23 protein-coding genes, 1 pseudogene and 1 riboswitch are annotated in these 21,716 nt (G+C 63.3%); of the genes and pseudogenes, 18 read left to right on the top strand and 6 right to left on the bottom strand.

Annotation, left to right across the window (positions count from 1 at the left end):
* Nucleotides 1-46 precede the first annotated feature (46 nt).
* Nucleotides 47-247 carry a dodecin family protein gene (locus ACUJ46_RS09135; protein ID WP_445390172.1) on the bottom strand — a complete coding sequence of 67 codons (201 nt, stop codon included), beginning with the start codon at nt 245-247 and terminating at the stop codon, nt 47-49.
* A 417-nt stretch (nt 248-664) separates the two neighbouring features.
* Between ACUJ46_RS09135 and aqpZ the strand changes: the two genes are divergently transcribed.
* The 12 genes from aqpZ to ACUJ46_RS09075 all read left to right on the top strand — a co-directional run bounded on the left by aqpZ (nt 665) and on the right by ACUJ46_RS09075 (nt 12,183).
* Nucleotides 665-1,378 (top strand): aquaporin Z, encoded by a 714-nt coding sequence (aqpZ, locus tag ACUJ46_RS09130; protein WP_445390551.1) that lies wholly within the window; start codon nt 665-667, stop codon nt 1,376-1,378.
* Nucleotides 1,379-1,433: 55 nt separating this feature from the next.
* Entirely contained in the window at nt 1,434-1,700 is a 267-nt protein-coding gene (locus tag ACUJ46_RS09125; protein WP_445390171.1) for a GlsB/YeaQ/YmgE family stress response membrane protein, read from the top strand.
* A 297-nt stretch (nt 1,701-1,997) separates the two neighbouring features.
* Nucleotides 1,998-2,125: riboswitch (TPP riboswitch) on the top strand.
* Nucleotides 2,126-2,164: 39 nt separating this feature from the next.
* A complete protein-coding gene (locus ACUJ46_RS09120; RefSeq protein ID WP_445390170.1) occupies nt 2,165-4,288 on the top strand; it encodes a TonB-dependent receptor in 2,124 nt (707 codons plus the stop codon).
* A 14-nt stretch (nt 4,289-4,302) separates the two neighbouring features.
* Nucleotides 4,303-4,965 carry a thiaminase II gene (gene tenA / locus ACUJ46_RS09115; RefSeq protein WP_445390169.1) on the top strand — a complete coding sequence of 221 codons (663 nt, stop codon included), beginning with the start codon at nt 4,303-4,305 and terminating at the stop codon, nt 4,963-4,965.
* Nucleotides 4,966-5,260: 295 nt separating this feature from the next.
* Nucleotides 5,261-5,815, top strand: coding sequence for a hypothetical protein (locus ACUJ46_RS09110; RefSeq protein ID WP_445390168.1), 555 nt, complete (start codon nt 5,261-5,263; stop codon nt 5,813-5,815).
* Between the two features lie 34 nt (nt 5,816-5,849).
* A complete protein-coding gene (locus ACUJ46_RS09105) occupies nt 5,850-6,428 on the top strand; it encodes a hypothetical protein (RefSeq protein WP_445390167.1) in 579 nt (192 codons plus the stop codon).
* A gap of 145 nt (nt 6,429-6,573) precedes the next feature.
* Nucleotides 6,574-7,035: a hypothetical protein gene (locus ACUJ46_RS09100; RefSeq protein ID WP_445390166.1), complete on the top strand. Its 462-nt coding sequence runs from the start codon at nt 6,574-6,576 to the stop codon at nt 7,033-7,035.
* 464 nt (nt 7,036-7,499) lie between these two features.
* Nucleotides 7,500-7,733, top strand: coding sequence for a hypothetical protein (locus tag ACUJ46_RS09095; protein ID WP_445390550.1), 234 nt, complete (start codon nt 7,500-7,502; stop codon nt 7,731-7,733).
* Nucleotides 7,734-7,735: 2 nt separating this feature from the next.
* Nucleotides 7,736-8,011 carry a hypothetical protein gene (locus ACUJ46_RS09090; protein WP_445390165.1) on the top strand — a complete coding sequence of 92 codons (276 nt, stop codon included), beginning with the start codon at nt 7,736-7,738 and terminating at the stop codon, nt 8,009-8,011.
* Nucleotides 7,974-9,701, top strand: a complete 1,728-nt coding sequence (locus ACUJ46_RS09085) for an N-acyl-D-amino-acid deacylase family protein (RefSeq protein ID WP_445390164.1) — start codon at nt 7,974-7,976, stop codon at nt 9,699-9,701. The genes ACUJ46_RS09090 and ACUJ46_RS09085 overlap by 38 nt, the downstream gene beginning before the upstream one ends.
* Nucleotides 9,698-10,660 (top strand): alpha/beta fold hydrolase, encoded by a 963-nt coding sequence (locus ACUJ46_RS09080; protein ID WP_445390163.1) that lies wholly within the window; start codon nt 9,698-9,700, stop codon nt 10,658-10,660. The genes ACUJ46_RS09085 and ACUJ46_RS09080 overlap by 4 nt, the downstream gene beginning before the upstream one ends.
* A gap of 14 nt (nt 10,661-10,674) precedes the next feature.
* Nucleotides 10,675-12,183 carry an FAD-dependent oxidoreductase gene (locus ACUJ46_RS09075; RefSeq protein ID WP_445390162.1) on the top strand — a complete coding sequence of 503 codons (1,509 nt, stop codon included), beginning with the start codon at nt 10,675-10,677 and terminating at the stop codon, nt 12,181-12,183.
* A gap of 109 nt (nt 12,184-12,292) precedes the next feature.
* Here the strand turns inward: ACUJ46_RS09075 and ACUJ46_RS09070 are convergent, their stop codons facing one another.
* The 4 genes from ACUJ46_RS09070 to ACUJ46_RS09055 are packed head-to-tail and all read right to left on the bottom strand — an operon-like array spanning nt 12,293 to nt 14,834.
* Nucleotides 12,293-12,916, bottom strand: coding sequence for a molybdenum ABC transporter ATP-binding protein (locus tag ACUJ46_RS09070; protein ID WP_445390161.1), 624 nt, complete (start codon nt 12,914-12,916; stop codon nt 12,293-12,295).
* Nucleotides 12,906-13,604: a molybdate ABC transporter permease subunit gene (gene modB / locus ACUJ46_RS09065; RefSeq protein ID WP_445390160.1), complete on the bottom strand. Its 699-nt coding sequence runs from the start codon at nt 13,602-13,604 to the stop codon at nt 12,906-12,908. Before modB ends, ACUJ46_RS09070 begins: the two co-directional genes overlap by 11 nt.
* Nucleotides 13,605-13,616: 12 nt before the next feature.
* The gene (gene modA, locus ACUJ46_RS09060) at nt 13,617-14,387 is read right to left on the bottom strand and encodes a molybdate ABC transporter substrate-binding protein (protein WP_445390159.1); all 771 of its coding nucleotides are present in this window, start codon (nt 14,385-14,387) and stop codon (nt 13,617-13,619) included.
* 60 nt (nt 14,388-14,447) lie between these two features.
* Nucleotides 14,448-14,834, bottom strand: a complete 387-nt coding sequence (locus ACUJ46_RS09055; protein WP_445390158.1) for a winged helix-turn-helix domain-containing protein — start codon at nt 14,832-14,834, stop codon at nt 14,448-14,450.
* A 215-nt stretch (nt 14,835-15,049) separates the two neighbouring features.
* On the opposite strand from ACUJ46_RS09055, the gene ACUJ46_RS09050 reads away from it, so the two are divergent.
* On the top strand, nt 15,050-16,747 hold the full coding sequence (locus ACUJ46_RS09050) for a class I adenylate-forming enzyme family protein (RefSeq protein WP_445390157.1): 1,698 nt from the start codon (nt 15,050-15,052) through the stop codon (nt 16,745-16,747).
* A gap of 144 nt (nt 16,748-16,891) precedes the next feature.
* Here ACUJ46_RS09050 and ACUJ46_RS09045 read toward each other — a convergent pair.
* Nucleotides 16,892-17,193, bottom strand: a pseudogene (locus tag ACUJ46_RS09045) (hypothetical protein).
* 396 nt (nt 17,194-17,589) lie between these two features.
* Here ACUJ46_RS09045 and ACUJ46_RS09040 point away from each other — a divergent pair.
* The 5 genes from ACUJ46_RS09040 to ACUJ46_RS09020 all read left to right on the top strand — a co-directional run.
* Nucleotides 17,590-18,873, top strand: a complete 1,284-nt coding sequence (locus ACUJ46_RS09040) for a tyrosine-type recombinase/integrase (protein WP_445390156.1) — start codon at nt 17,590-17,592, stop codon at nt 18,871-18,873.
* Entirely contained in the window at nt 18,870-19,562 is a 693-nt protein-coding gene (locus tag ACUJ46_RS09035; protein WP_445390155.1) for a hypothetical protein, read from the top strand. The genes ACUJ46_RS09040 and ACUJ46_RS09035 overlap by 4 nt, the downstream gene beginning before the upstream one ends.
* A 93-nt stretch (nt 19,563-19,655) precedes the next feature.
* Nucleotides 19,656-19,841, top strand: coding sequence for a helix-turn-helix transcriptional regulator (locus ACUJ46_RS09030; protein WP_445390154.1), 186 nt, complete (start codon nt 19,656-19,658; stop codon nt 19,839-19,841).
* Nucleotides 19,842-19,972: 131 nt separating this feature from the next.
* Nucleotides 19,973-20,854 (top strand): DUF7146 domain-containing protein, encoded by an 882-nt coding sequence (locus ACUJ46_RS09025; protein WP_445390153.1) that lies wholly within the window; start codon nt 19,973-19,975, stop codon nt 20,852-20,854.
* Nucleotides 20,851-21,716 (top strand): DUF3987 domain-containing protein (locus ACUJ46_RS09020; protein WP_445390152.1); only part of this gene is annotated, 866 nt, incomplete at its 3' end. The genes ACUJ46_RS09025 and ACUJ46_RS09020, both read left to right, overlap by 4 nt.

Raw genomic sequence — 21,716 nt, 5'->3', positions numbered from 1 at the left:
GTTCAGGCCTGGAGTCCACCTCGGGCGAGGCGGACTCCGGCAGGGGTCAGTTGACGATGAATGTGATCGAAAGGATCACCCGCCACTCGCTGATCTTGCCACCACGGACAGTTACCTTGGTGTCCTTGACCCAGGCGCCCTCGATATTGTCCACGGTTTCTGCCGCTTTCGAGACACCGCTGGAAACAGCGTCTTCAAAGCCCTTGGTGGAGCTGGAAATGACTTCGATAACCTTGGCGATAGCCATATTGCTTCTCCTGTAAATTCCCCGATCATGTCACCCCTGAAGGAAGAGTGAGCCGACCTATATGGTGGTAATCATGCCACCATTAATTGCCTTTTCAGCTTGTGATTCGACTCGCCGATAAGATCACGCATAATAGACTTGAAATCAACCTGGGGTTTTTGCTGCAACGCGGCACGCGATTCTGCAGAGAAGGATCTGCATGAATGCTGCGTCTGCTAAAATGAGATCTCATAACCTGAAACAGGATTTCCTTTTTTTTGATAATGATCATGGCCTGTAACCTCGATGTCTGACATCATTGCAAAACATCAGTCAGTCGGGGGGAAGGTGCATGGGCAGGATATCTTGCTTCCCGCGGCTCATGCCGCGGCGCATACTGGCCTGCGGTTGCATGATGGCACGCAAGGAGAGGGGGCAATGATGCGCAAACTGTCTGCCGAGTTCTTCGGTACTTTCTGGCTCGTTTTCGGTGGCTGCGGATCGGCGGTGCTTGCTGCGGGCTATCCGGAACTTGGCATCGGCTTTGCCGGTGTGTCGCTGGCCTTTGGCCTTACGGTGCTGACCATGGCCTATGCGGTGGGCGGAATTTCCGGCGGGCATTTCAATCCCGCGGTCTCGCTCGGGCTGGCCCTGGCCCGCCGCTTCGGCTGGAAGGATCTGCTTCCCTACTGGGTTGCCCAGGTTGCTGGCGCCATTGCCGCGGGCTTTGTTCTTTACGCCATCGCCTCGGGCAAGGCCGGCTGGAGCGCGGGAGGCTTTGCGTCAAACGGCTTTGGCGATCTTTCGCCCGGCGGTTACACGATGCAGGCGGCCCTGTTGATCGAGATCGTGCTGACGGCAGGGTTCCTGATCGTCATACTGGGCGCCACGGCAAAGGCCGCGCCGTCCGGCTTTGCGCCGGTCGCGATCGGCCTCGCGTTGACGCTGATCCACCTGATCTCGATTCCCGTCACCAACACTTCGGTCAATCCGGCCCGGTCCACGGGCGTTGCACTCTTCGCCGAGACTGCGGCGCTGGGCCAATTGTGGTTGTTCTGGATCGCGCCGCTCGTGGGTGCTGCCATCGGTGCGTTGATCTGGCGCTTCATCCTGTCACCCGGTGAAACACCCGAAAACATCGGCAACGCGTGAATTCCGGGCGAAAGCCCGGCTTATTGGATAATCCGCAACTGAGGAGGATGCGAAAATGGGATGGATCATTGCACTGATCGTGGGCGGCATCGCCGGCTGGCTTGCCAGCCTCGTCATGAACCGCGACGCTTCGATGGGGGTGTTCTGGAACATCGTTGTCGGCATCATCGGCTCGATGATCGGCAATGCGGTCGCCGGGCCGCTTCTGGGCATCAGCGGCAGCGTGCAGCAGTTCTCGCTGACAGGGCTCATCATCGCCTTCGTCGGCGCGGTCATCCTGCTGGGCATCGTCAACATGGTGCAGCACAGGCGTATTCGCTGAACGCAGATACCGGGTGGGGAAACCCACCCGGTCCCTTTCTCTGACAAGCAGCGTGCCCCTGCATGGATGGCACCGGGTCAGATTATTCCTGTGGTGCCCGATAAGGCACTGTCCGGCCATCGCCAGCGGCCATGAACCAAGCCCTTCCATTCCGCCCTGGCACATTCCGCCTTGGCACCGTGCGCATCCGGTCAGGATAACCCCTTGCCCGGACGTTGCCATCCGTCCGGCACAGTTCTTCCCACTCATATGTCCAATTCATGTTGACTGCCTGTGGGCCCCGGTCTAGCGGCCGGGTATCGACCCACGGGGTGCCCTGGTGTTTCCAGGGCTGAGAGGCGTGTCGGGAGCAAGAGGCTCCTTGCCTGCCAACCCGAGAACCTGATCCGGATCATGCCGGCGGAGGAATAGGGCCCATGCGCAAGCAAGCCACACGTCTATCTGTATTTCCGATTGCATCCATCATGCCCGTCGCGGCAGGCCTGCTTGCGCCTGTTCCTGCCAGCGCCGCAGAAACGGATGGCACTTCCATCATCGTGACCGCGCGCGGCCGCGCGGAGGCCCTGATCGCCGTTCCCGATACGATCACCGCCTTCGACCGCCAGGACATCATGGCCCGCGGGTTGCAGACGGTGGATGACATCATTGCCGCCACACCCGGCGTCTTCATCATCAACGATCAGGATCCGGGCACCAACCTCATTTCCATCCGCGGGGTCTCGACCAACCGCAACCAGGTTCCGTCGATCGTCTACAGTGTCGATGGGATGGCGCTGGCGGATCCCGAACTCTTCACCCTTCGCGCCTATGATCTGGCCAGCATCGAAGTGCTGAAAGGCCCACAGGGCGCCCTGTTCGGCCGTTCGGCTTCGGGCGGGGTCGTCAACCTGACAACGGTCGATGCCGGCCCCGAAGCCGGCGGCGAAGCCAGGCTGGGCATTGGCAACGGCTTTACCTGGACAGCTGACGCCGCTGTCAACGCGCCGCTTTCCAGCAAGGTGCAGTTGCGCCTTGCCGGTTCCTTCCGCGATACCGACGGCTTCATCACCAACAGCTTTCTGGGCAAGAAGGTGGATGGCTTCACCAGCCGCAACCTGCGCGCCAGGCTTCGTGCCGAACTGTCCGAGGCAAGCGTTCTGAAGCTCCGGCTGGGCTGGGCGGACGAGGATGGCGGCGCGGCCTATATTTCCTCTTCCAATGTGACCGGCCTTTTTGGCGGGCGGCTTGCCGGCAAGGCGCTTGCCAATCCTGTCGGAGACTTCGAAGGCCGTTCCTCGCGCGAATGGTGGGGTGCACAGGCGACGCTGGAAAGCGAACTGGGCAATGGCATGCGCCTGTTCTGGACGGCAGGCCTTGATGATTACAGCAAGGATTTCGTCGAGGAACTGGACTTCCGCAACGGCCCCGTCACCGTTTTCGGAACGACCTTTCCGCAAGGCCTCGCGCCGATCGCCCAGCCGGTTGGCATTCGTGACTACACGTCCGAGGCGCGCCTCATTTCGGCTGACGATGGCCGCCTGCGCTGGCTTGCCGGCATTTTCCTGCAGCGGCTTGAGCGCGACCGCACGGATGATTTCGGGCCGCTGCTTTTCGGCGCCGAAGCCCAGCGTTCGGAAACCCGGTCGAGCCAGATCGGCCTGTTCGCGCAGGCAAGCTATGATCTTGTTCCCACTGTCGAGGCCACGGCTGCGCTGCGCTATGATCGCGATGATCGCAAGGAGCGCAGCGTTGGCGTCAACTCCGGGGCAGTTTCGGTCCGGCGCGAGCATGTCTTTGAAAAGGTGCAGCCGAAACTGTCCCTTGCCTGGCGGCCCAGCGCCAACCTGACCGCCTATGCAACGGGTGCGATCGGTTTCAAGGCTGGCGGCTTCAACCCCGCGCCTTTCCCGCCGGTCGATTATCAGGCGCTTTTCCCGTCCGAGACGACCCGCTCTGTGGAAGCCGGGATCAAGACGGCGCTGGCCGGTGGCCGCGTGCGTCTGTCTCTGGCGGGTTTCCTGACCGACTATGAAAACTTCCAGAACACGGTGTTCTTCGGGAATTCGATCGTGTTTTCGGTGCCCAGGGTCGATGTCCATGGCCTCGAAGTGGCGCTGGATGCCGATCTTGGCGCCGGATTCCGCCTGGACGGGGGCGCTGCATGGACGGAAAGCCGCATCGGCCGCTACCTTGCCCCCAACCCCACGCCCGAGGAAGGCGAGCCGGCTGTGCTCGACCTCAGCGGCAACCGCACGCCGAACGCGCCGGACTGGACCGTGAATGGCGCGCTTTCGTGGCAAGGCGATCTTGGCGCGGCAAGGATCAATGCGCGCATCAGCATGGCCCATGTCAGCCGGGTCGACTTCGAGATCGACAACATCCTGCACAGCCCCGGTTACACCACGGTCGACACCCGGCTGGCAGCAACGCTTGGCCAGTGGACTTTCGACATCTGGGCGAAGAACCTGTTTGACCGGCGCTGGGCCATTTCCGCCTTCGGGCAGCAGCAACTGCCCCTGCTCCTGAGCCTGGAGCCGGGCGGCCCGTTCGACAGCTTCACCATCAACAGCGGCCGCCAGTTCGGCGCCGGTGCGAGCCTGCGATTCTGAGGGAGACAAGGCCGATGCGCTTTTGCGACGCGATCTGGGACGAGATGCAGCCTGTCCGGCAGCAGATCCTGGACCTTCCGTTCCTGACCGAACTGGCCGCCGGCACCCTGCCGGGGGAGAGCTTCCGCCATTACATCATGCAGGACAGCCTGTATCTGGCCGAATATGCCCGGGTGCTGGCCCTGGCTGCGGCCCGCGCGCCGACAGCGGCCGCCAGGCTGGAATGGTCCGATGGCGCGAAGGTTGCCGTGATGGTCGAGGAAAGCCTCCACCGCTCCTATTTCGACATGTTCGGCGTGGATGCGGCAATGGTGGCATCCAGCGAGCCGACGCCAGCCTGCCTTGGCTATTCCAGCTATCTGGGCCATCTGGCCGCAACACGCAGCTATGCGGAACTGGTTGCGGGAATCCTGCCGTGCTTCTGGGTCTATTGGGAAGTTGGCTGCACGATCAAGCCACGCGCGGTTTCGCCCAACCCCTATGCCGCCTGGATCGAAACCTATGCGACGGCGGAATTCGGCGGGGCAACCGAACGCGCCCGCGCCCTTGTCGATGAAGCCGCTGCCACGGCCACGGCGGAAACCCGCGAAGCCATGGCCCGCGCCTTTCGCACGGCGACCCGCTATGAGTGGATGTTCTGGGATTCCGCCTATAATCGTAGCGGCTGGCCCGTTTAGGCGCGCGTCTGCGGAAGGGATTGGGTGGTGCGGGCTGCATGGACGCAGCCAACCCGGATTGGCCGTATGCTGACGGCCGGATAGAAACCTTTCACTTGATCGACGAATTCGGTCCTTATGGCGCTGCTCTCAGGCCATGAGCTAATGCCATTGCCGCCGGGTATAGAGGAGCAGCAGAAATATTGGCCAGCGTACACATGATCTGATCTGTCCGGTTCGCGCAAGTGCGGAAACCCTGTTTGCATAAGCATTGAAAGCTCGTTAGCCTTCCGGAAAAGAGGCACAGTATGGTCGCGTGCTCAGCAGTCCTGGATTACGAGAGGGGTTTGCCATGCGACGCTTCCTTCTATTTGCGCCCATCTTCCTTTTGGCATCGGCATGCTCCGGCGAAGAAGCGAATGAGCCTGCATCGCCCACTGCGGCAGCGGCAGGGAGCGGTTCGGCTGTCGCTGAACCATATCGCACATCTTTCGACAGGGCGTGGCAGAATGCCAGCGAAGGGCGCAGCCCCTCACAGGCCTGCGCCGCTGTTGTCGGCAAGGCGGCCGGCCTGCTGAAAACAACGGCAACTGGCGGTCAGGAACGCACGGATGCGCTTGAGGCACTGGATGCCTGTTACGTTCGGGCCATGGCGCACTTCGTCGACACGACCTTGTCTGTCGACAATCCCGGCACGACGCAGTGTGTGAGCCTGCTGAAGGCCCTGCCTGTTCACCGCAGCTCTCTTGGCGGATTTCTCGCTGATGTCGGCGAAGTTGTTGCAGCCTATGATCGCCGCCTGAATGAGCGGATCGAGGCGAAGGTGCGTTCGGCCTGTCCCGACACGGCCGCCATCATTCTCGGGGTTTGATCGCCCGAAAAAGCGCATAGTTCAGGAGAACGTCATGTCATTTCGCTCATCCGGATGCAGAATAACCCTGTACCCGCTCACGATCATGCTCATTGCAGGCTGTTCGCCTGACGGGCAGGAATCCGCCGCCAGTCCCGCCGCGCAATCCAGCAATGTCAGTGAGGGCGCCGCCGGCATCAACGGGCAGGCTGAGGGCACACGCATCAATGGCACAGTCGATGGACAGCCTGTCAGCTGGTCGTTGTGGACAATGCAGTCGGATTTCACAGGCGATGCCAGCAACGGCACGGTTTCTGTCATGGCGCGAAAGGTGAGCGGGCCAGACGACATCGGTAATCTCGCGTTCGGCTTTGAGTTCAGTGGCGGGCAGCCAAACAATGCGGAGATTACGCTTGATAATGGCGAGGGGAAGAGGTCATTCTACCTTTTATCATCTTCAAGATCGCCTGTGACGTTGAACAAGCTCGAGAAATCTGGCGAACAAATGCACCTCAGTGGATCTGTTTCCGCGATCCTCGGTTACTCACAGGATATGGGTCGGAACATTGATGACAGCAAAAGCCATGCAGTCGATCTGACATTCGATATCGAACTGGATAATCTCAGCCAGTAAACATGAATTTGCGTTGTCCTGTTCGGCAGAGCCGGTGAGGCAGCCCTTCGCGTTTTGGGAATGTTTGCCGCCAGGCAGCAACCCTCCGGTAGCAAAGCCATCTTGTGGAGCCGGCACTTCGAATTGAGATCAAGGAGATATCTCTATGAAATTGATGCAAATGGGAGTGATCATCACGTTCACGATGGCCACCTGTCCGGTTGCGGCCATTGCTCAAACGGCCACGGCAGAGTCTCCATATGAAATAACGTTCAGGCCAAAGATCATCGATCATGATAACCACTGCGTCGTGGGTTTTACTGTCACCTATCCGAAAGATATCGTGCACCATAGTCGTCATGTCCGCATAATCACGGCTTGGTCGGAAGCGATCCAGGACAACACCTGGCCAATCCCTTCTCTCGGCGCGCCTGACAGCTTCACGCACAACGAGGACGGGACAGTGACCTTTACTGGCATGGTGTATGAGAGCGTCAGCGGATGTGACCCCGAACTCACCGCGCGTACATTGGCTATAGGGCCATGCGCAGAAGGCGATTGCCCGCCTGCCCGCTTCGTCCCGGACGAAGCCGCCGCGCGCCTGGGTCTTGGCGAGGCGGAATATTGAAGGGTGCGGGCTGGCACTGACAGTATCTTGCGCACTTCTGGTTGACGGCCCGAGTGACTGCCAAGACTGGTGCACACAGGTGCGATTCAAGCTGATCGGATTAGCTTGGAAAATCTTTTGTTTTCGCTGACCGGACCTTTTCCGCTGAGCTTCAATGGAAAAAGAGACCAAAGCCAATCAGAGACTGATCTTGATTGCCCCGGTTATCCCGACGTTCCACAGCGACATCTGGAAGCGGACATGCATCATGACTACGAGGCGCATGACCTCGGGTAATTCGTTGAAATAGCGGAACGGATTTACGGGCTTTCGGGGCTGAGCCGGGGCCGGGGCGGTACCTGCGCCTCGTCCGACGGGCCGTTCCGTCACTGGCGGTGCAAACTTTGTGGCGTCGCCCTCTTGCCGGCATTTCTGAAACATGTTCCATTATTTTCTCAAAACAAGGGAGAGAGAGTTTGAGCGCAATGACCGCAACCCTGTCGACTGTCCGGAAGTCCATACTTCCTAGGGGTGGGGACACCTGGGCGTCCATTGCCAGCCGCGAGCTGCCGGGCACTGCTGAAAGCGATGCGGTCAGCATGCTGCAGAGCTGGAACCTGCATGTGTTCATGCGCGCCGCCGGCGCGGTGGGCGGGGTGAATGGGGATAATCCGATTCTGCCCAGCGACGTCATTTTCGTCGAGCCGCCGCGCGCCTGAGAATGGCCGGCGCGACGATCAGCGAGGTTCGCCTGGCCGCTTCACATGACGGCGACGCGGAACTGGTCGTCACGCTGCGTTTTGCCAATGGCGGCCAGTCTCTGGTGACGCTGGATGAACATGCCGTGCGGTCTCTGCTCGCGTCCGCTGGCGCGCAGGCCGCAGGCCAGTTGATCGGCGTGGGCTGGGACAAGGTGCGCGATGCGCTGATTGCCTCGTCCAGCCGCTTTGCCGGCCACAATGAAGAACGAGATGGGAGGAAAGACCGAGATGTATGATCTGGTGATCCGCAACGGGCGTGTCGTCGATGGTTCGGGCATGCCCGCCTATGCCGCAGATGTCGCCGTCATTGGCGATCGTATCGCGAAAATCGGCCGCATCGACCAGCAGGGCCGGCGCGAAATCGACGCCGCCGGCAAGGTCGTCGCGCCCGGCTTCATCGACCCGCACACCCATTTCGATGCGCAATTGCTGTGGGATGGCTATGCCAAGCCAGCCTTGACGCACGGCGTGACGACCATCGTGCCGGGCAATTGCTCGCTCTCGCTTGCGCCGCTGAAGGCCGAGCATCGCATGAAGCTGGTCGGCATGTTCAACCAGATCGAGGAAATGCCGCTCAAGGCCTTCAAGGAAGGCGTCGTGTGGGACTGGGAGAGCTTTTCCGAATATATCGGCCGCATCCGCAAGGGTCTTGCGATCAACGTCGCGCCGCTGGTCGGTCATAGCGTGCTGCGCCTGTGGGTGATGGGCGATGCCGCGATGGAGCGCACGGCGAATGCGGCGGAAATCGCCGGGATGCAGGCGGTGCTGCGCGAATGCCTCGACGCCGGGGCCATCGGCCTGTCGACCAGCTATGTCGACATGGACGAAACGCTGAAGCCAGTGCCGAGCCGCTATGCCGATGCCGATGAGGTCGATGCGCTGGCCAGCGTGCTTGGCGAATATGGCCGGATTCTGCAGATCGTCCCGGAATTCTACGACCCCGACCTCACCATCGCGCGGCTGGACCAGCTGGCTGAAATTTCGCTGAAACATGCCATCCCCACCACCTTTTCCCCGCTGTTCGTCAGTGCGGACAATGTGGCCGCGGTCGAACGGGTGATGGCGCGGGTCGACGAGCAGTTTGCGCGCGGCGCCCGCGTCTGGCCGCAGGTGCAGACCCGGCCCATCGACATCAGCTTCAGCTTTGCGGTGCCAAGCCTGATCTTCATCCGCTTCCCGACCTGGTACAGGATCATGCGCTTCGGCACGCAGGAAGACATCATCGCCGCCTTCAGCGACCCCGCACGGCGCCCGGCCCTGATCGCCGAGGCTGAGCCGCAGATGGCGCTGTGGTCTGTCTTGCGCCTGCGCCAGGTGGCAAGCGAGGCCAACCGGCATCTGGTCGGCAAGACGCTGGCTGAAATCGGCGAACTGCGCGGCTGCACTCCGCTGGAGGCGATGATCGACCTGTCCGTCGAGGAAAAGCTCGACGCGCATTTCATCGCCGAAGGCATGGGCCATAATCAGGACGAGCATGTCGGCAAGCTGCTGAAGCACCCGCGCGTCCATATCGGCGCAAGCGACGGCGGCGCGCACATCCTGTCCTTCTCCACCTATGGCGACACCGGTTATCTGTTCGGCCATTTCGTGCGCGACACCGGCATGCTGACGCTTGAGGAGGGGGTGAAGAAGGTCACTTCCGACACCGCCGCCATCTGGGGCATTGCGGATCGCGGGCTGCTGCAAAAGGGGCTGGTCGCGGACATTGTGGTGTTCGACCCTGCCGCCATCGACCGTGGCGCCGAAGTCTATGTGCAGGACGTGCCGGGTGACGGCAGCCGCTATGTGCGCGATGCGCTGGGCGTCGATACGGTGATCGTGGGCGGCGGCGTCGCCTGGACCGCGGCGGACGGCTATTCGACCGACACGCGCGGCGTGATGCTGCCCGGCGTGATCGACCCCACCAAGGGTCTGGTCGCTGCATGAGCTGGGACAGTGTGACGGAGCGGCGGGTCGAAACCAACGGCATCGCGCTGAACATCGCCGAAGCAGGGGAGGGGCCGCTTGTGCTCCTCCTCCACGGCTTTCCCGAAAGCTGGTATAGCTGGCGGCACCAGTTCGCCCCCCTGGCGGCGGCGGGCTATCATGTCGTCGCGCCCGACATGCGCGGCTATGGCAAGAGCGACAGGCCGCAGGACATCACCGCCTATAATCAGGTGGAGGTGGTGAAGGACATCATCGGCCTGATCCCCGCGCTGGGCTATGACAGGGCGGTGGTGATCGGCCATGACTGGGGCGCACCGACCGCATGGGCGACCGCGCTCTGGCATCCGGAGCGGGTTCGCGCTGTCGGCGGGCTGTCGGTTCCCTTCATGCCGCGTTCGCCCGTGCAGCCGGTGCCGCTGATGCGGCAGATGTTCAAAGGCCAGTTCTTCTACCAGCTCTATTTCCAGGAACCCGGCGTCGCCGAGGCGGAGTTCGAGAAGGACATCAGGACGGCCCTGCGCAAGTTCCTCGTCATGGCGGGCGGCGAGACGGACCTCGCCACATTGCCGCCCAAGGCGGAGGATGACGATCTGCTGTCGAACCTCCCCGACCCGCAGACCCTGCCGCCCTGGCTCAGCGAGGCTGATCTTGATTTCTATGCCAGCGAATTCACGCGGTCTGGAATGCGCGGGCCGCTCAACTATTATCGCAACCACGACCTGACATGGGAGCTGACCGCCGGCGCGCCGACGCAGATACACCAGCCGGCGATGTTCGTTGCCGGCACGGCGGATGGCGTGGTGATGATGGCGGCCGAGGCGATCAGGGCCATGCCGGAGCATGTGACGGACCTCAGGATCAACCGCATGATTCCCGGCATCGGCCACTGGACGCAGCAGGAAGCTCCGGATGCGGTCAACGCCGCCATCCTCGAATTCCTGCGCAGCATCGACGGTTGAGAAGGCAAGCCCGTATGGCTGAAAAGGTCATCGTTATCGGTGCAGGGATCGGCGGACTGTGCACTGCCCTGATGCTTGCGCCATCCGGTCGCGATATCCTGCTGCTCGAACGCGACGGTCCGCTGGAAACGGCGGACCCGGACGTGCTGTTCCGCAGCTGGCGCCGCCTTGGTGTTGCCCATGTGCGGCAAAGCCATGCCTTCCTCGCCCGGCTGCGGACGATCATGAAGGCCGAGCATCCCGCCCTGCTCGACCATTTGATGGCGATGGGAGTGCGCGAACTGCCGTTCGAGATGATGCTGACACAAGCGCAGCAGCAAGCCTACCGGCCCGCGCCCGAAGATGAGGAACTGACGATCATCACCAGCCGGCGCACCACGCTGGAAATGACGATGCGGCGCTATGTCGCAACGCTGCCCAACGTGGAGCTGCGCTGCGGTTTCAAGGTGCGGCGCCTGATCACGCGCATGGGCGACGACAGCGTGGTGGATGTGAGCGGTGTCGAGGGTGTCGTCGATGGCCAGACAGTGACCCTGACCGCCGACATGGTGGTCGATGCGTCCGGCAAGGGCGGCGCCACCATCAGGCAATTGATGAACGAAGGCGCCAGGATCCACGAGGAAAGCGAGTCCGCCGGCATCCTTTATTTCACGCGCCATTACCGCCTGCTGCCGGGGCAGGTCGAGCCGGACCGCAGCGCCAATCCGCCACCATCGGGCGATCTGGGCTATATCAAATTTGGCGTTTTCCCCGCTGACAATGGCAATTTTTCAATCACCGTGGCGCTGCCTGAAGTCGAGCTGGAGCTGCGCCACGCCATTACCGACCCCGACATTTTCCACGCCATCACGCTGATGCTGCCGGGGCTACATCCCTGGACCAATGCTGAGCGCTCGGAACCGACCAGCAAGGTTATCGGCATGGGCGACCTGAAGAGCCGCTGGCGCGACATGGTGGTGGACGGCAAGCCGGCGACGCGCGGCTATTTTGCGCTGGGCGACACGCTGGTGCGCACCAATCCACTTTATGGCCGGGGCTGTTCCTTTGCAGCCGTCAGTGCGCAACTGCTGCGGCAGGTGCTGGATTCCAGCAACGACCCCACGCAGCGCGCCATCGCCTTTCAAGAAGGGCTGAAGGCGGAACTGCTCCCCTATTATATCGCGCAGCGGCGGGACGATCGCAGCGCGATCAAGCGGGCGCGTCATGCACTGACCCCCGGCTATCGCGCGGGACTGAAGGCGCGGCTGGTGCAAAGTTTCGTCGAGGATGGCATCCGCATCGCGCTGCGGTCCGATGTCCGGTTGCTGCGGGCAGCGATGCGCGGCTTTCACATGCTGGAACATCCCGATGCCTGGCTTCGGCGCCCGCGCAACCTTGCTGGCGTGCTTTATTACTGGGCGCGCGGCAAACGTCTGAATGCTGCCGCTTATCCACCGACGCCCGGGCCTCAACGCGATGTTATGATGCAGCAACTCGACCTCGACCATCGCGCGGACATGGAGAGGCTGGCGATGGCCGCCTGACCATCAGGGTTCAGGCCGTCAGGGTTCAGGCTGGCAGGGATCAGGCCGGCAGGCCCTGGCGCCGGCCAGTTGGCGCTTGCTTGCCCATTCGGGCTTGTGGGCGCATGCTCTAACCGACTGGCACAATCGTCGTCGCCAGCCGCTCGACTTCGTCGCGATCATGGCTGACATAAAGGATGGGCAATGTCAGTTCGTCCCGGAGACGCTCGATCACGTTCATGATCTCTTCGCGCCGCGCCCGGTCCAGCGATGCCAGCGGCTCGTCCATCAGCAGGAAGCGTGGACCGGACAGCAGCGCCCGGCCAATCGCGACGCGCTGCGCCTCGCCGCCCGAAAGCGTGCGCGGCCAGCGGTCGAGCAGATGGGCGATCCCAAGAAACCGGGTGGCTTCATCAAGATTCATCCAGCGATCTTCAGCCGGAGCCAGATGCCAGCCATAAAGCAGGTTGTCGCGCACCCGCTTGTGTGGAAACAGCCGGCCATCCTGAAAGACATAGCCTGCGCGGCGATGGCGGGCGGGCAGGTCGACGCCGGAAGACCTGTCGAACAAAATGGTGTCGCCAACGGCAATGCGGCCCGTGTCTGGCCGCAGCAGCCCTGCCACCATGTTGAGGATGGAGGTCTTGCCAGCGCCCGACGGGCCGAACAGCGCGGTCAGGCCATGTGTGCCGGAAAAGGCGGCCTTGATGGTCCGGTCGCCAAGGCGGCATTCGACCCTGACATCAAAGGACATGTCCGCCCTTTCCGTGTCCGGCGCGGCGGGTGAGCACTTCCGATGCCACCAGCGCAGCCAGCGACAGGGCAACGGCGATCAGAGACAGGCGGGCAACCACCACCTCGCTGCCGGGCACCTGCAAGGCGCTGTAGATGGCAATCGGAAGGGTGCGCGTCTCGCCCGGTATGTTCGAGACGAACGTGATCGTTGCGCCGAATTCGCCGAGCGAGCGGGCGAAGCCAAGCACCGCGCCCGCCAACAGGCCGGGCAGCGCCAGCGGCAGGGTGATCGTGGCGAATATATGCGCGCGCGAAGCCCCCAGCGTCTCGGCTGCCTGTTCGAGCCTGTGGTCCACCGCTTCGATCGACAGGCGCATCGCCCGCACCATCAGCGGCAAGGCCATGACCGCCGCAGCCAGGGCAGCGCCTGTCCAGCGGAACATGAAACTGATGCCCATGATCTCGGAAAACCAGCGCCCTGCCGGGCCATTGTTGCCGAAGGCGAGCAGCAGCAGCCAGCCTATGACCACCGGTGGAAGCACGAGCGGGAGATGAACCAGTGCATCGAGCAGGATACGCCCCGGAAACCGCCCGCGCGCCAGCAGCCAGGCAAGCCCGAACGCCACCGGCAGGCAAGCCGTCACTGCCACTGCGCTCACTTTGAGCGACAGGGCGATGACCTCCCATTCCTCTGGATTGAGCGCCATATCCTTCCCGTCTCAGCGCGCTGCAAAGCCGTGCCGGGCAAAGATCGCCCGGCCTTCGCGCGAGACGAGGAACCGGCGAAAGGCTTCCGCGTCCGGATTGGTCGACCTGCGCAAGGCGGCGATGGGATAGGTGATCGCAGGGTGCGCGCTGGCCGGGAAGACGCCCACTGTACGGACCCGCGCGGACGCGCGCGCATCGGTTGCATAGACGATACCGAAGGGCGCTTCCTTGCGTTCCACCAGCGCAAGTGCTGCACGGACATTTTCGGCGCGGGCAATCTTTCCGGACACGGATGCCCATACACCCAGGCTGCTCAACGCCGCGCGCCCGTATCTGCCTGCCGGCACATTGTCAGGGTCAGCCATTGCGAGGCGCCCGTTGCCAAGCGCACCGGCAAGCGGGAAGCCGCGCCCGATGGCCAGCCGGGCGTTGCTGCCAGTGGGGGCAACAAGCACGAGCCGGTTGGAAAGGAAGGATACACGGCTGTTCGCCCGGATCAGTCCCTTGCGTGCAACATGATCCATCCATTCCTCATCGGCCGGGATGAACAGGTCCGCTGGCGCTCCTGCCTCGATCTGCCGCGCCAGTGCCGAGGATCCTGCAAAGGAGATGACGGGGCGTGGATGGCCCTTGCCGGCCCAGCTGCTGGCCGCGTCGGTCAGGGCTTCCTGCAAGCTTGCAGCGGCGAGCAGCATGGGCCCTCGCTGCTGCCGCGCCTGGGCAGGCGCCAGAACCGGCAAGGCTGCGATAAGGAAGACGGACAGGATGCGGAGCAGCGACACGGGCGATCATCCAATTGGCTATGTCGCGTGGTATATAGGGCGGAATTCGACCGGCCAAGCTCAAACGCGGGCTTTCTGGCTTGTCTTCGGCTCATCGCGCATTGCCTGTGCGAGTGCTGCCCGATCGGGGCATGATGCGGCCATATCGAGGGAGGTCTGCAGGCTTCGATAGTGGGAGAGGATCTTCTCGCCCATCCCGGTCAAGCGGGCGCCGCCGCCATGGGCGCTGCCGGGGGCCGTCGCAACCAGCGGTTCCTTCCAGCAACGGTTCATGGTGTCGACCAGCAGCCAGGCGCGCCTGTAACTCATGCCCATCGCCCGACCTGCGCCCGAGATCGAGCCGCAGGCCCTGATGGCATCGAGCAGGTCTGCCTTGCCGGGGCCCATTGCGATCTGATCGCCGCAATACAGGCGGATGGTGAGTTTGAGTGACATCCCTGTTGTCATCGGCAATGGGTATTGCGGCCCGGTCCGGGTCGCAAGCCGAACAACGCCTGCTGCGGGCCATGGATGACGGCGCACAGCGGGCTGCGGATATCCGCCGGAATTCTGTATCGTGGCATGCTTCCCTCAAATGTGACAGCCCGATGGCTCTAGATAGCTTTCCGGGCGGCGGATCCTGTGTATCAACGTCAGGCGAGAACTATGCTCTGGGGAGGGTTATGCACTACGCGGAATTGGCTAAGGCGTGCGAGGAACTGACGGGCCCTGGTGGCGCGTTCGAGATCATCACCATCGATGTCAATGGCATCGCCGTGCGCGCCTATCGCCATGCGATGCCCGATGTGCGGGCGCTATGGCAATCCACCAGGCAATTCGCTGACAACAGCTACCTTGTCTATCGCGACGAACGGCTGACCTATGCCGAAGCCCACGCCCGCGTTGACGCCATCGCGGCATGGCTGGCGGCACAGGGCGTAAAGCCAGGCGACCGGGTGGCGATCGCCATGCGCAACTATCCCGAATGGCTGCTGATCTACTGGGCCTGCGTCTCCACAGGGATAGCCGTCGTCGGCATGAACGCCTGGTGGACAGCCGAGGAAATGGCCTATGGGCTTGGCGATGCGGCGCCCAAGGTCCTGTTCCTCGATGCCGAGCGGCTCGACCGCTACAAGCAAATCGCCGAGCCGCCGGCTGGCATGGCGCTCGTCGGTGTGCGGTTGCGTGGGCCCGAGCCGGGGGTGACGCCGTTCGCCGATGTCATCGCGCACGGCGGCGCCATGCCGGAGGTGGAAATTGATCCCGATGCCGATGCCTGCATCTTCTACACGTCAGGCACCACCGGTTTTCCCAAGGGCGCGCAACTGACCCATCGCGGGTGCATCACCAATCTGTACAACATGCTCTATGCCGGCGCTTCGACGGCGCTGGCGGTGCAGCGGGCCACAGGCGTGGAGCCGCCCGCCGCGCCGCCGGTGCCGGTGTCCCTGCTGACGACGCCGCTGTTCCACGTGACCGCCAACAACTGCGGCGCCTATGCGACGACTGCGGCCGGCGGCACCATCGTGCTGATGTACCGCTGGGACGCCGGCGAAGCGCTGCGCATCATCGCGCAGGAACGGGTGACATCCATTGGCGGCGTGCCGGTGATGGCGCGCGAGCTGATCAACCACCCGGATTTCGCCACCACCGATGTGTCGAGCCTGATGGCGCTTTCGGGCGGCGGCGCCCAGGTGCCGCCCGATCTCGTTCACAAGATCGAAGACAAGGTGGTCAGTGCCCGGCCGAGCACCGGCTATGGCATGACCGAAACCAGCGGCATCATCACGTCCGTCTCCGGCGATTTCTTTGTCGACAAGCCGGACAGCGCCGGCCCCGCCATGCCCAGCTACGAGGTCAAATGCGTCGATGACGACGGCAACACCGTGCCGCCGGGCGAAGTCGGCGAACTGTGGGTCAAGGGGGCTGCCGTCATCAAGGGCTATATCAACCGCCCTGAGGCGACCGAGGCGGCGATCACGGATGGCTGGCTGCACACCGGCGACATCGCCCGCATCGACGAGGATGGCTTCATCTTCATCGTCGATCGCAAGAAGGACATGGTGCTGCGTGGCGGCGAGAATGTCTATTGCGCCGAGGTCGAAGCAGCCATCTACCGCCATCCCGCGATCGCGGAATGCTGCGTGTTCGGCGTGCCCGATCACCGGCTTGGCGAGGACGTCGGCGTGGCTGTCATGCTGAAACCCGGCGAAAATCTCGATGAGGCCGGGCTGCGAAGCTTCTGCGAAGGCCATATCGCCGCCTACAAGGTTCCGCGCCACATCTGGTTCATGACGGAACCACTGCCGCGCAACGCCAGCGGCAAGTTCCTGAGGCGCGAACTGCGCGAACGGCTCAGCAAAGATCTGGCGGCGGCGTGACAGGCCTGCAGGTCGCTGCGGTCTCAAAGGAATTGCAAGTCTGACGCTAACCGCTCTCCCCTTGGCAAGGGGAGGGCAGAGCGCTGTCAGTCTAATCGCAAGTCGTCTCCGATGGGCGGAGTTTGCCCCCGGCCCGTCGTCGGTTCAGGCCATGAGCGACTGCCACCCGGCCAGGGCGGCTGAGTGGGTGGTCTTGCAGGTCTGCCTGTCGATGAGGTGGCGATCGAGGTTGAAGTGGTTGTGGACGATGGCGTGGACCGAGGCGAACTTCTGCAGTGACGTCATCTGCCGGAACCGGTTCCACCAGGCCGCGCTGTTTCCTAGCAGTTGTCGAGCCCGAGCTCGAACAGCAGATCCTCGACGGTGCGAAGGCTCAGTGGGAAGCGCACGTAGATCATCACCACAAGGCGGATCACCTCAGGCGATGCGTTGAAATGGGGGAACAGGCTGGCTGCTTTCTGGGTCTGGGCATCGACCCGCCCCGCGCGATCATGGGCATGGCGCCCGCAGGTGCGTTTGATTTGACAGTACCCGATCTTGAACGCGTGAGGGACTAGGTGAGGTACGACAGCCGCGAGATTTTCTGAAATCTTAATATTCTCAAGGCATGGTAGCCACGAGATGGCGGAGCGGGAGTCCGTATAACTGGCTTCCGGCGGCTTCCGTGAAGTGCCGCAAGTCCTTGTTTACAAGCCATTGTTTATACTTCCCTTTACCGGACTGTTCCGTTATATTCCGGCTCAATCCGCGTCAATGTGGGGGATATGGTGGGGGAAGTCCTTCCGGGGGATAGGCTGGGGGATGCGATGGCAACAAGGGGCATTCGGAAGCCGGAAAAGGCGTTGACCGCTCGCTTTGTGGAAACCGTGACCGACCCGGGAAAGTATTTTGACGGGCAGGGCCTGTTCCTGCGCGTGCAACCGAACGGCGCGAAGCAATGGGTGCAGCGCATCACCATTCGCGGCAAACGCTGTGAACTCGGGCTGGGAAGCCCGCCTGCAATCCCGCTGGCAACCGCTCGCAAGCTGGCGCTGGAAAACCGGGGCAAGGCGATGATGGGCGGCGACCCGGTGCAGGAACGGCGCGACGCCCGTGCGGGGCTTACCTTTGAAGCGGCTGTGGAACGGTATCTGGCCGCGAAGCTGGATGAATTCAGGAACGACAAGCACAAGGCGCAATGGCGCTCGACCCTGGACACATACGCTCGCCCGGTGCTGGGGCCGAAGCTGGTGGCGGAAATCACGCTGCAAGACGTGCTGCGCGCGCTGGAACCCATCTGGCAAACCAGGACGGAAACCGCTTCCCGCCTTCGCGGTCGCATCGAAGCCGTGCTGTCATGGGCAACCGTGGCCGGGCATCGCATGGGGGACAACCCAGCCCGCTGGAAAGGGAACCTGTCGGAAATCCTGCCGAAGCCCGGCAAGGTGGCGAAGGCCGACAATCAACCGGCGCTGGCGCTGGGGGACGTGCCGCGCTGGTGGGCAGCGCTGGCCCAGCGCGACGGGATGGCCGCGAGGGCGGTGGAATTCCTGACGCTGACCGCTGCGCGCTCGGGCGAAGTCCGGGGCATGACATGGGATGAAATCGACTTCGGGGGCCGGGACAAAACCGACAAAACCGACAAAACCCCCACAGCGACACTTGCGACAACTGCGACATGGAGCATTCCCGCTTCACGGATGAAGATGGGCCGGGCGCATCGCGTTCCGCTGACCCCGGAAGCGGTGGCAATCCTGCGAAGCCTGCCCCGCTCGGAAAGCCCCTATGTTTTTCACGCCCAGCGCGGCGGAATGCTGTCCGACATGACGCTTTCCGCTGTCATGCGGCGAATGCAGGATGCCGAAGAAAAGGCGGGCCGGGCGGGCTTTCTCGACCCGACAAGCAAACGCCCAGCCGTGCCGCATGGGCTGCGCTCGACCTTCCGGCAATGGGCGGCGGAACGGGGCTTTCCGCGCGACATGGCCGAACTGGCGCTGGCGCATCGCGTGGGGGATGAAACCGAAAGGGCCTATCAGCGAAGCGACATGCTCGAACGGCGGCGCGAAATGATGGCCGCTTGGGCCGGTTTCCTTCGCGGTGAAGTCGGAACCGGCGAAAAGGTGGTGAAGCTGGGGACGGCGGGATGAACGAATGGGGCACCCCCGATTGGCGCGACGCAGCGGCATATGGCGACGTGAAGCGCTGGCGCTTCGACCGCTGGCGGTGGGAATTCTACCGGCGGCGGGATGACCTGCGCGCATACTTCGACGCTCATGTCGAAGAAACCTTGCAACGCCGCCAGCGCTATGCGGGCAAGGATGGCTTCACGGTGGCGCACCTGCGCCCGAATGAACCCGGCTTCACTCTGGATGCAGCCCTCGAAGCCGGTGCCCAGTTTGGCTATTCCTCCCTTCCGAACCCCCGCATAGGGGCGCAACCGATGCACCTTATCAAGACACATCAACATGACGGGGTGAGGTATGATCTAGGGGGCGTGCCGTTTCCGCTGGCACCGCACGAAGAGCCACTTACCTTCGATTTGGACCGCCCGATTGAACCGCAACTGGCGCACGCCCGGGAGGTTCTGCTGTCGGCGCAGTACGCCCTTCACGGGAAGCCTCTTCAAAAGCGACGCCGCCCCAAGAAATGGTTGGGGTATCTGCGCGCACTCGACGCCCGCGAAGCTGGCGCATCATGGGCGGAAATCACTGGCGCTTTCTATGCGGAAAAGCTTCTGGATCGGCACAAGGACCCTTCGGGCGGATACTGCGCACCGCCCCCGCAAGCTGCGCGAGATATGTGGCTAGCGGCTGACGCCTTGCGATTTAAATTCTGATTTTCGCCAGCAATCCAAAGACGCCCTGCCTTTGCCCATTCTTCCGGCATGAACCGCAACTATCCCGTTGCGGCTTGGTGGAAAGGATAGGCAATGGCCGAACGCATCCTGCGACGCCCTGACGTTGAAGCCCGCACGGGGCTTTCCCGCTCGACAATTTACGACTGGATGAAACGAGGCGAATTCCCGCAACCCGTGGCTCTGGGCGCGCGGCTTGTGGGCTGGCGTCAATCCGACATTGAAGCCTGGATGGCCGCCCGCGAAGTGAAGGCCGCCTGACATGGGCGGCGGGCATGAAATGGCCCGGAACCTGCGCGAACAGGAACCGGGCCGGGGAAGCCGTCATGCGAAAGCGGCGGGCACTCCGAATCTAGCACATGACACGGGCCGGGCAAAGCTGGGGGGCGGCGATGACTGACGCGCGTGAACTGACCTTGGCGCTTGGCGGGCGATGGTATGGCCGCTACGGGGCCGCGCCATGCCCTCAATGCCAGCCGGAACGGCGCAAGGGGCAAAACGCCCTGACGCTGGCCGATGGCAACGGCGGGCGGCTGGTGCTTCATTGCAAGAAATCCGCCTGCGCCTTTCTCGACATTCTGGCGGCGGAGAGGCTGCGACCGGGGGACTATTGCGCCCCGGACCCGGCGACGCTGGCCCAGCGCGAAGCCGAACGGCGGGCCGAAGCCCGGCGCAAGGCGGAACAAGCGAAGCGGCTGTGGAAGGAAGCCCAGCCCATCGCGGGCACGGTGGCGGAAGCCTATCTGCGCGGGCGCGGCATCACTTGCGAGCTGCCCCGCACGCTGCGCTTCCACCCGGAAGCCTGGCACGGGCCGACCGCCCGGCACTATCCGGCGATGGTGGCGGTGGTGCAGGGCGCGGGCGCGGTGGCTGTGCATCGCACATGGCTGCGCGCTGACGGCTCGGGCAAGGCTGACATCGAACCGGCAAAGGCAATGCTGGGGGCAACCGCTGGCGGTGCTGTGCGACTCACTGACGGGCCTTCACGGCTGGCGGTGGCCGAAGGTGTCGAATCGGCCCTGTCGCTGCTGTGCGGGCTTCTGGATGGCCCCGCGATGGTGTGGGCTGCGCTTTCAACAAGCGGAATGCGCGGGCTGCGCCTGCCCCCGGAACCGGGGTGGCTGACAATCGCAGCCGATGGCGACGGGCCGGGCCGCGAAGCTGCGCGCGCCTTGGCCGAACGGGCGCACGGCTCGGGCTGGCAAGTGGGCATTCTCGACCCCGGAACCGGGCGCGACTTCAACGACATTTTGCATGAACGGTGGGCAGCATGAACGCGCAAGCCAAGCCGATAGAAACCCCCTTCGCGCCCGCGTGGGCCGCCCCTGACCCGCGCCTGTTGCGGGCCGAACTGCCCCCCGCCCCGGAACTGTCCCTGCGCGATGTGCTGGGGCCGCGCTTGGCGGGATGGGTGGCGGATGCAGCCGAAGCCAAGGGCGCGCCCCCTGACTATATTTTCGCGGCGCTGCTGGCGGTGGCAGGCTCGACCATCGGGAACGCGCGCTGGGCGGCAATCTGGCCGGGCTGGGCCGAACCGCCCGTTATCTGGACCATGTGCATCGGCCTTCCCAGCGCGGGCAAAAGCCCTGCCATCGACGCGGCATTGCAACCCCTGCGAAATGCAGAACGCCCCCTGCGCGAAGCGGCGGAAACCGAGCGCAAGGCATGGGCCGAAAAGGCGGAACTGGCGAAGCTTGCGGAACAAACATGGAAGGAAGCGGCAAGGGCGGCAATCAAGGCCGGTGAAACGGCCACCGATAGGCCGACCGGCTGCGACGCTGGACCGCCCCCGCATATTCCGCGCCTGGTGGTGAACGATGGCACGATTGAACGGCTTGGGGCGATACTTGCCCAGCAACCGCGCGGCACGCTGCAAATGCGGGATGAATTGGCCGGTTGGCTTGAAGGGATGCAGCGCTATTCCGGCGGCGGAAGCGACCGGCCTTTCTGGCTGGAAGCCTACGGGGGCCGGGGCTTCACGGTGGAACGCATGGGCCGCGAGCCGCTCACAATCGACCGGCTGTCTATCGGCGTGCTTGGGGGTATTCAACCCGACCGACTGAAAAGTCTGCTTTTCAAGTCCGATGATGATGGGTTGCTGGCCCGCTTCCTGCCCATCTGGCCCGAACCCGCGCC

The organism is Sandaracinobacteroides sp. A072 (assembly GCF_052616365.1).
The sequence above is the reverse complement of the archived record's forward strand: the minus strand, read 5'-3'. Positions and strand labels throughout refer to the sequence as shown.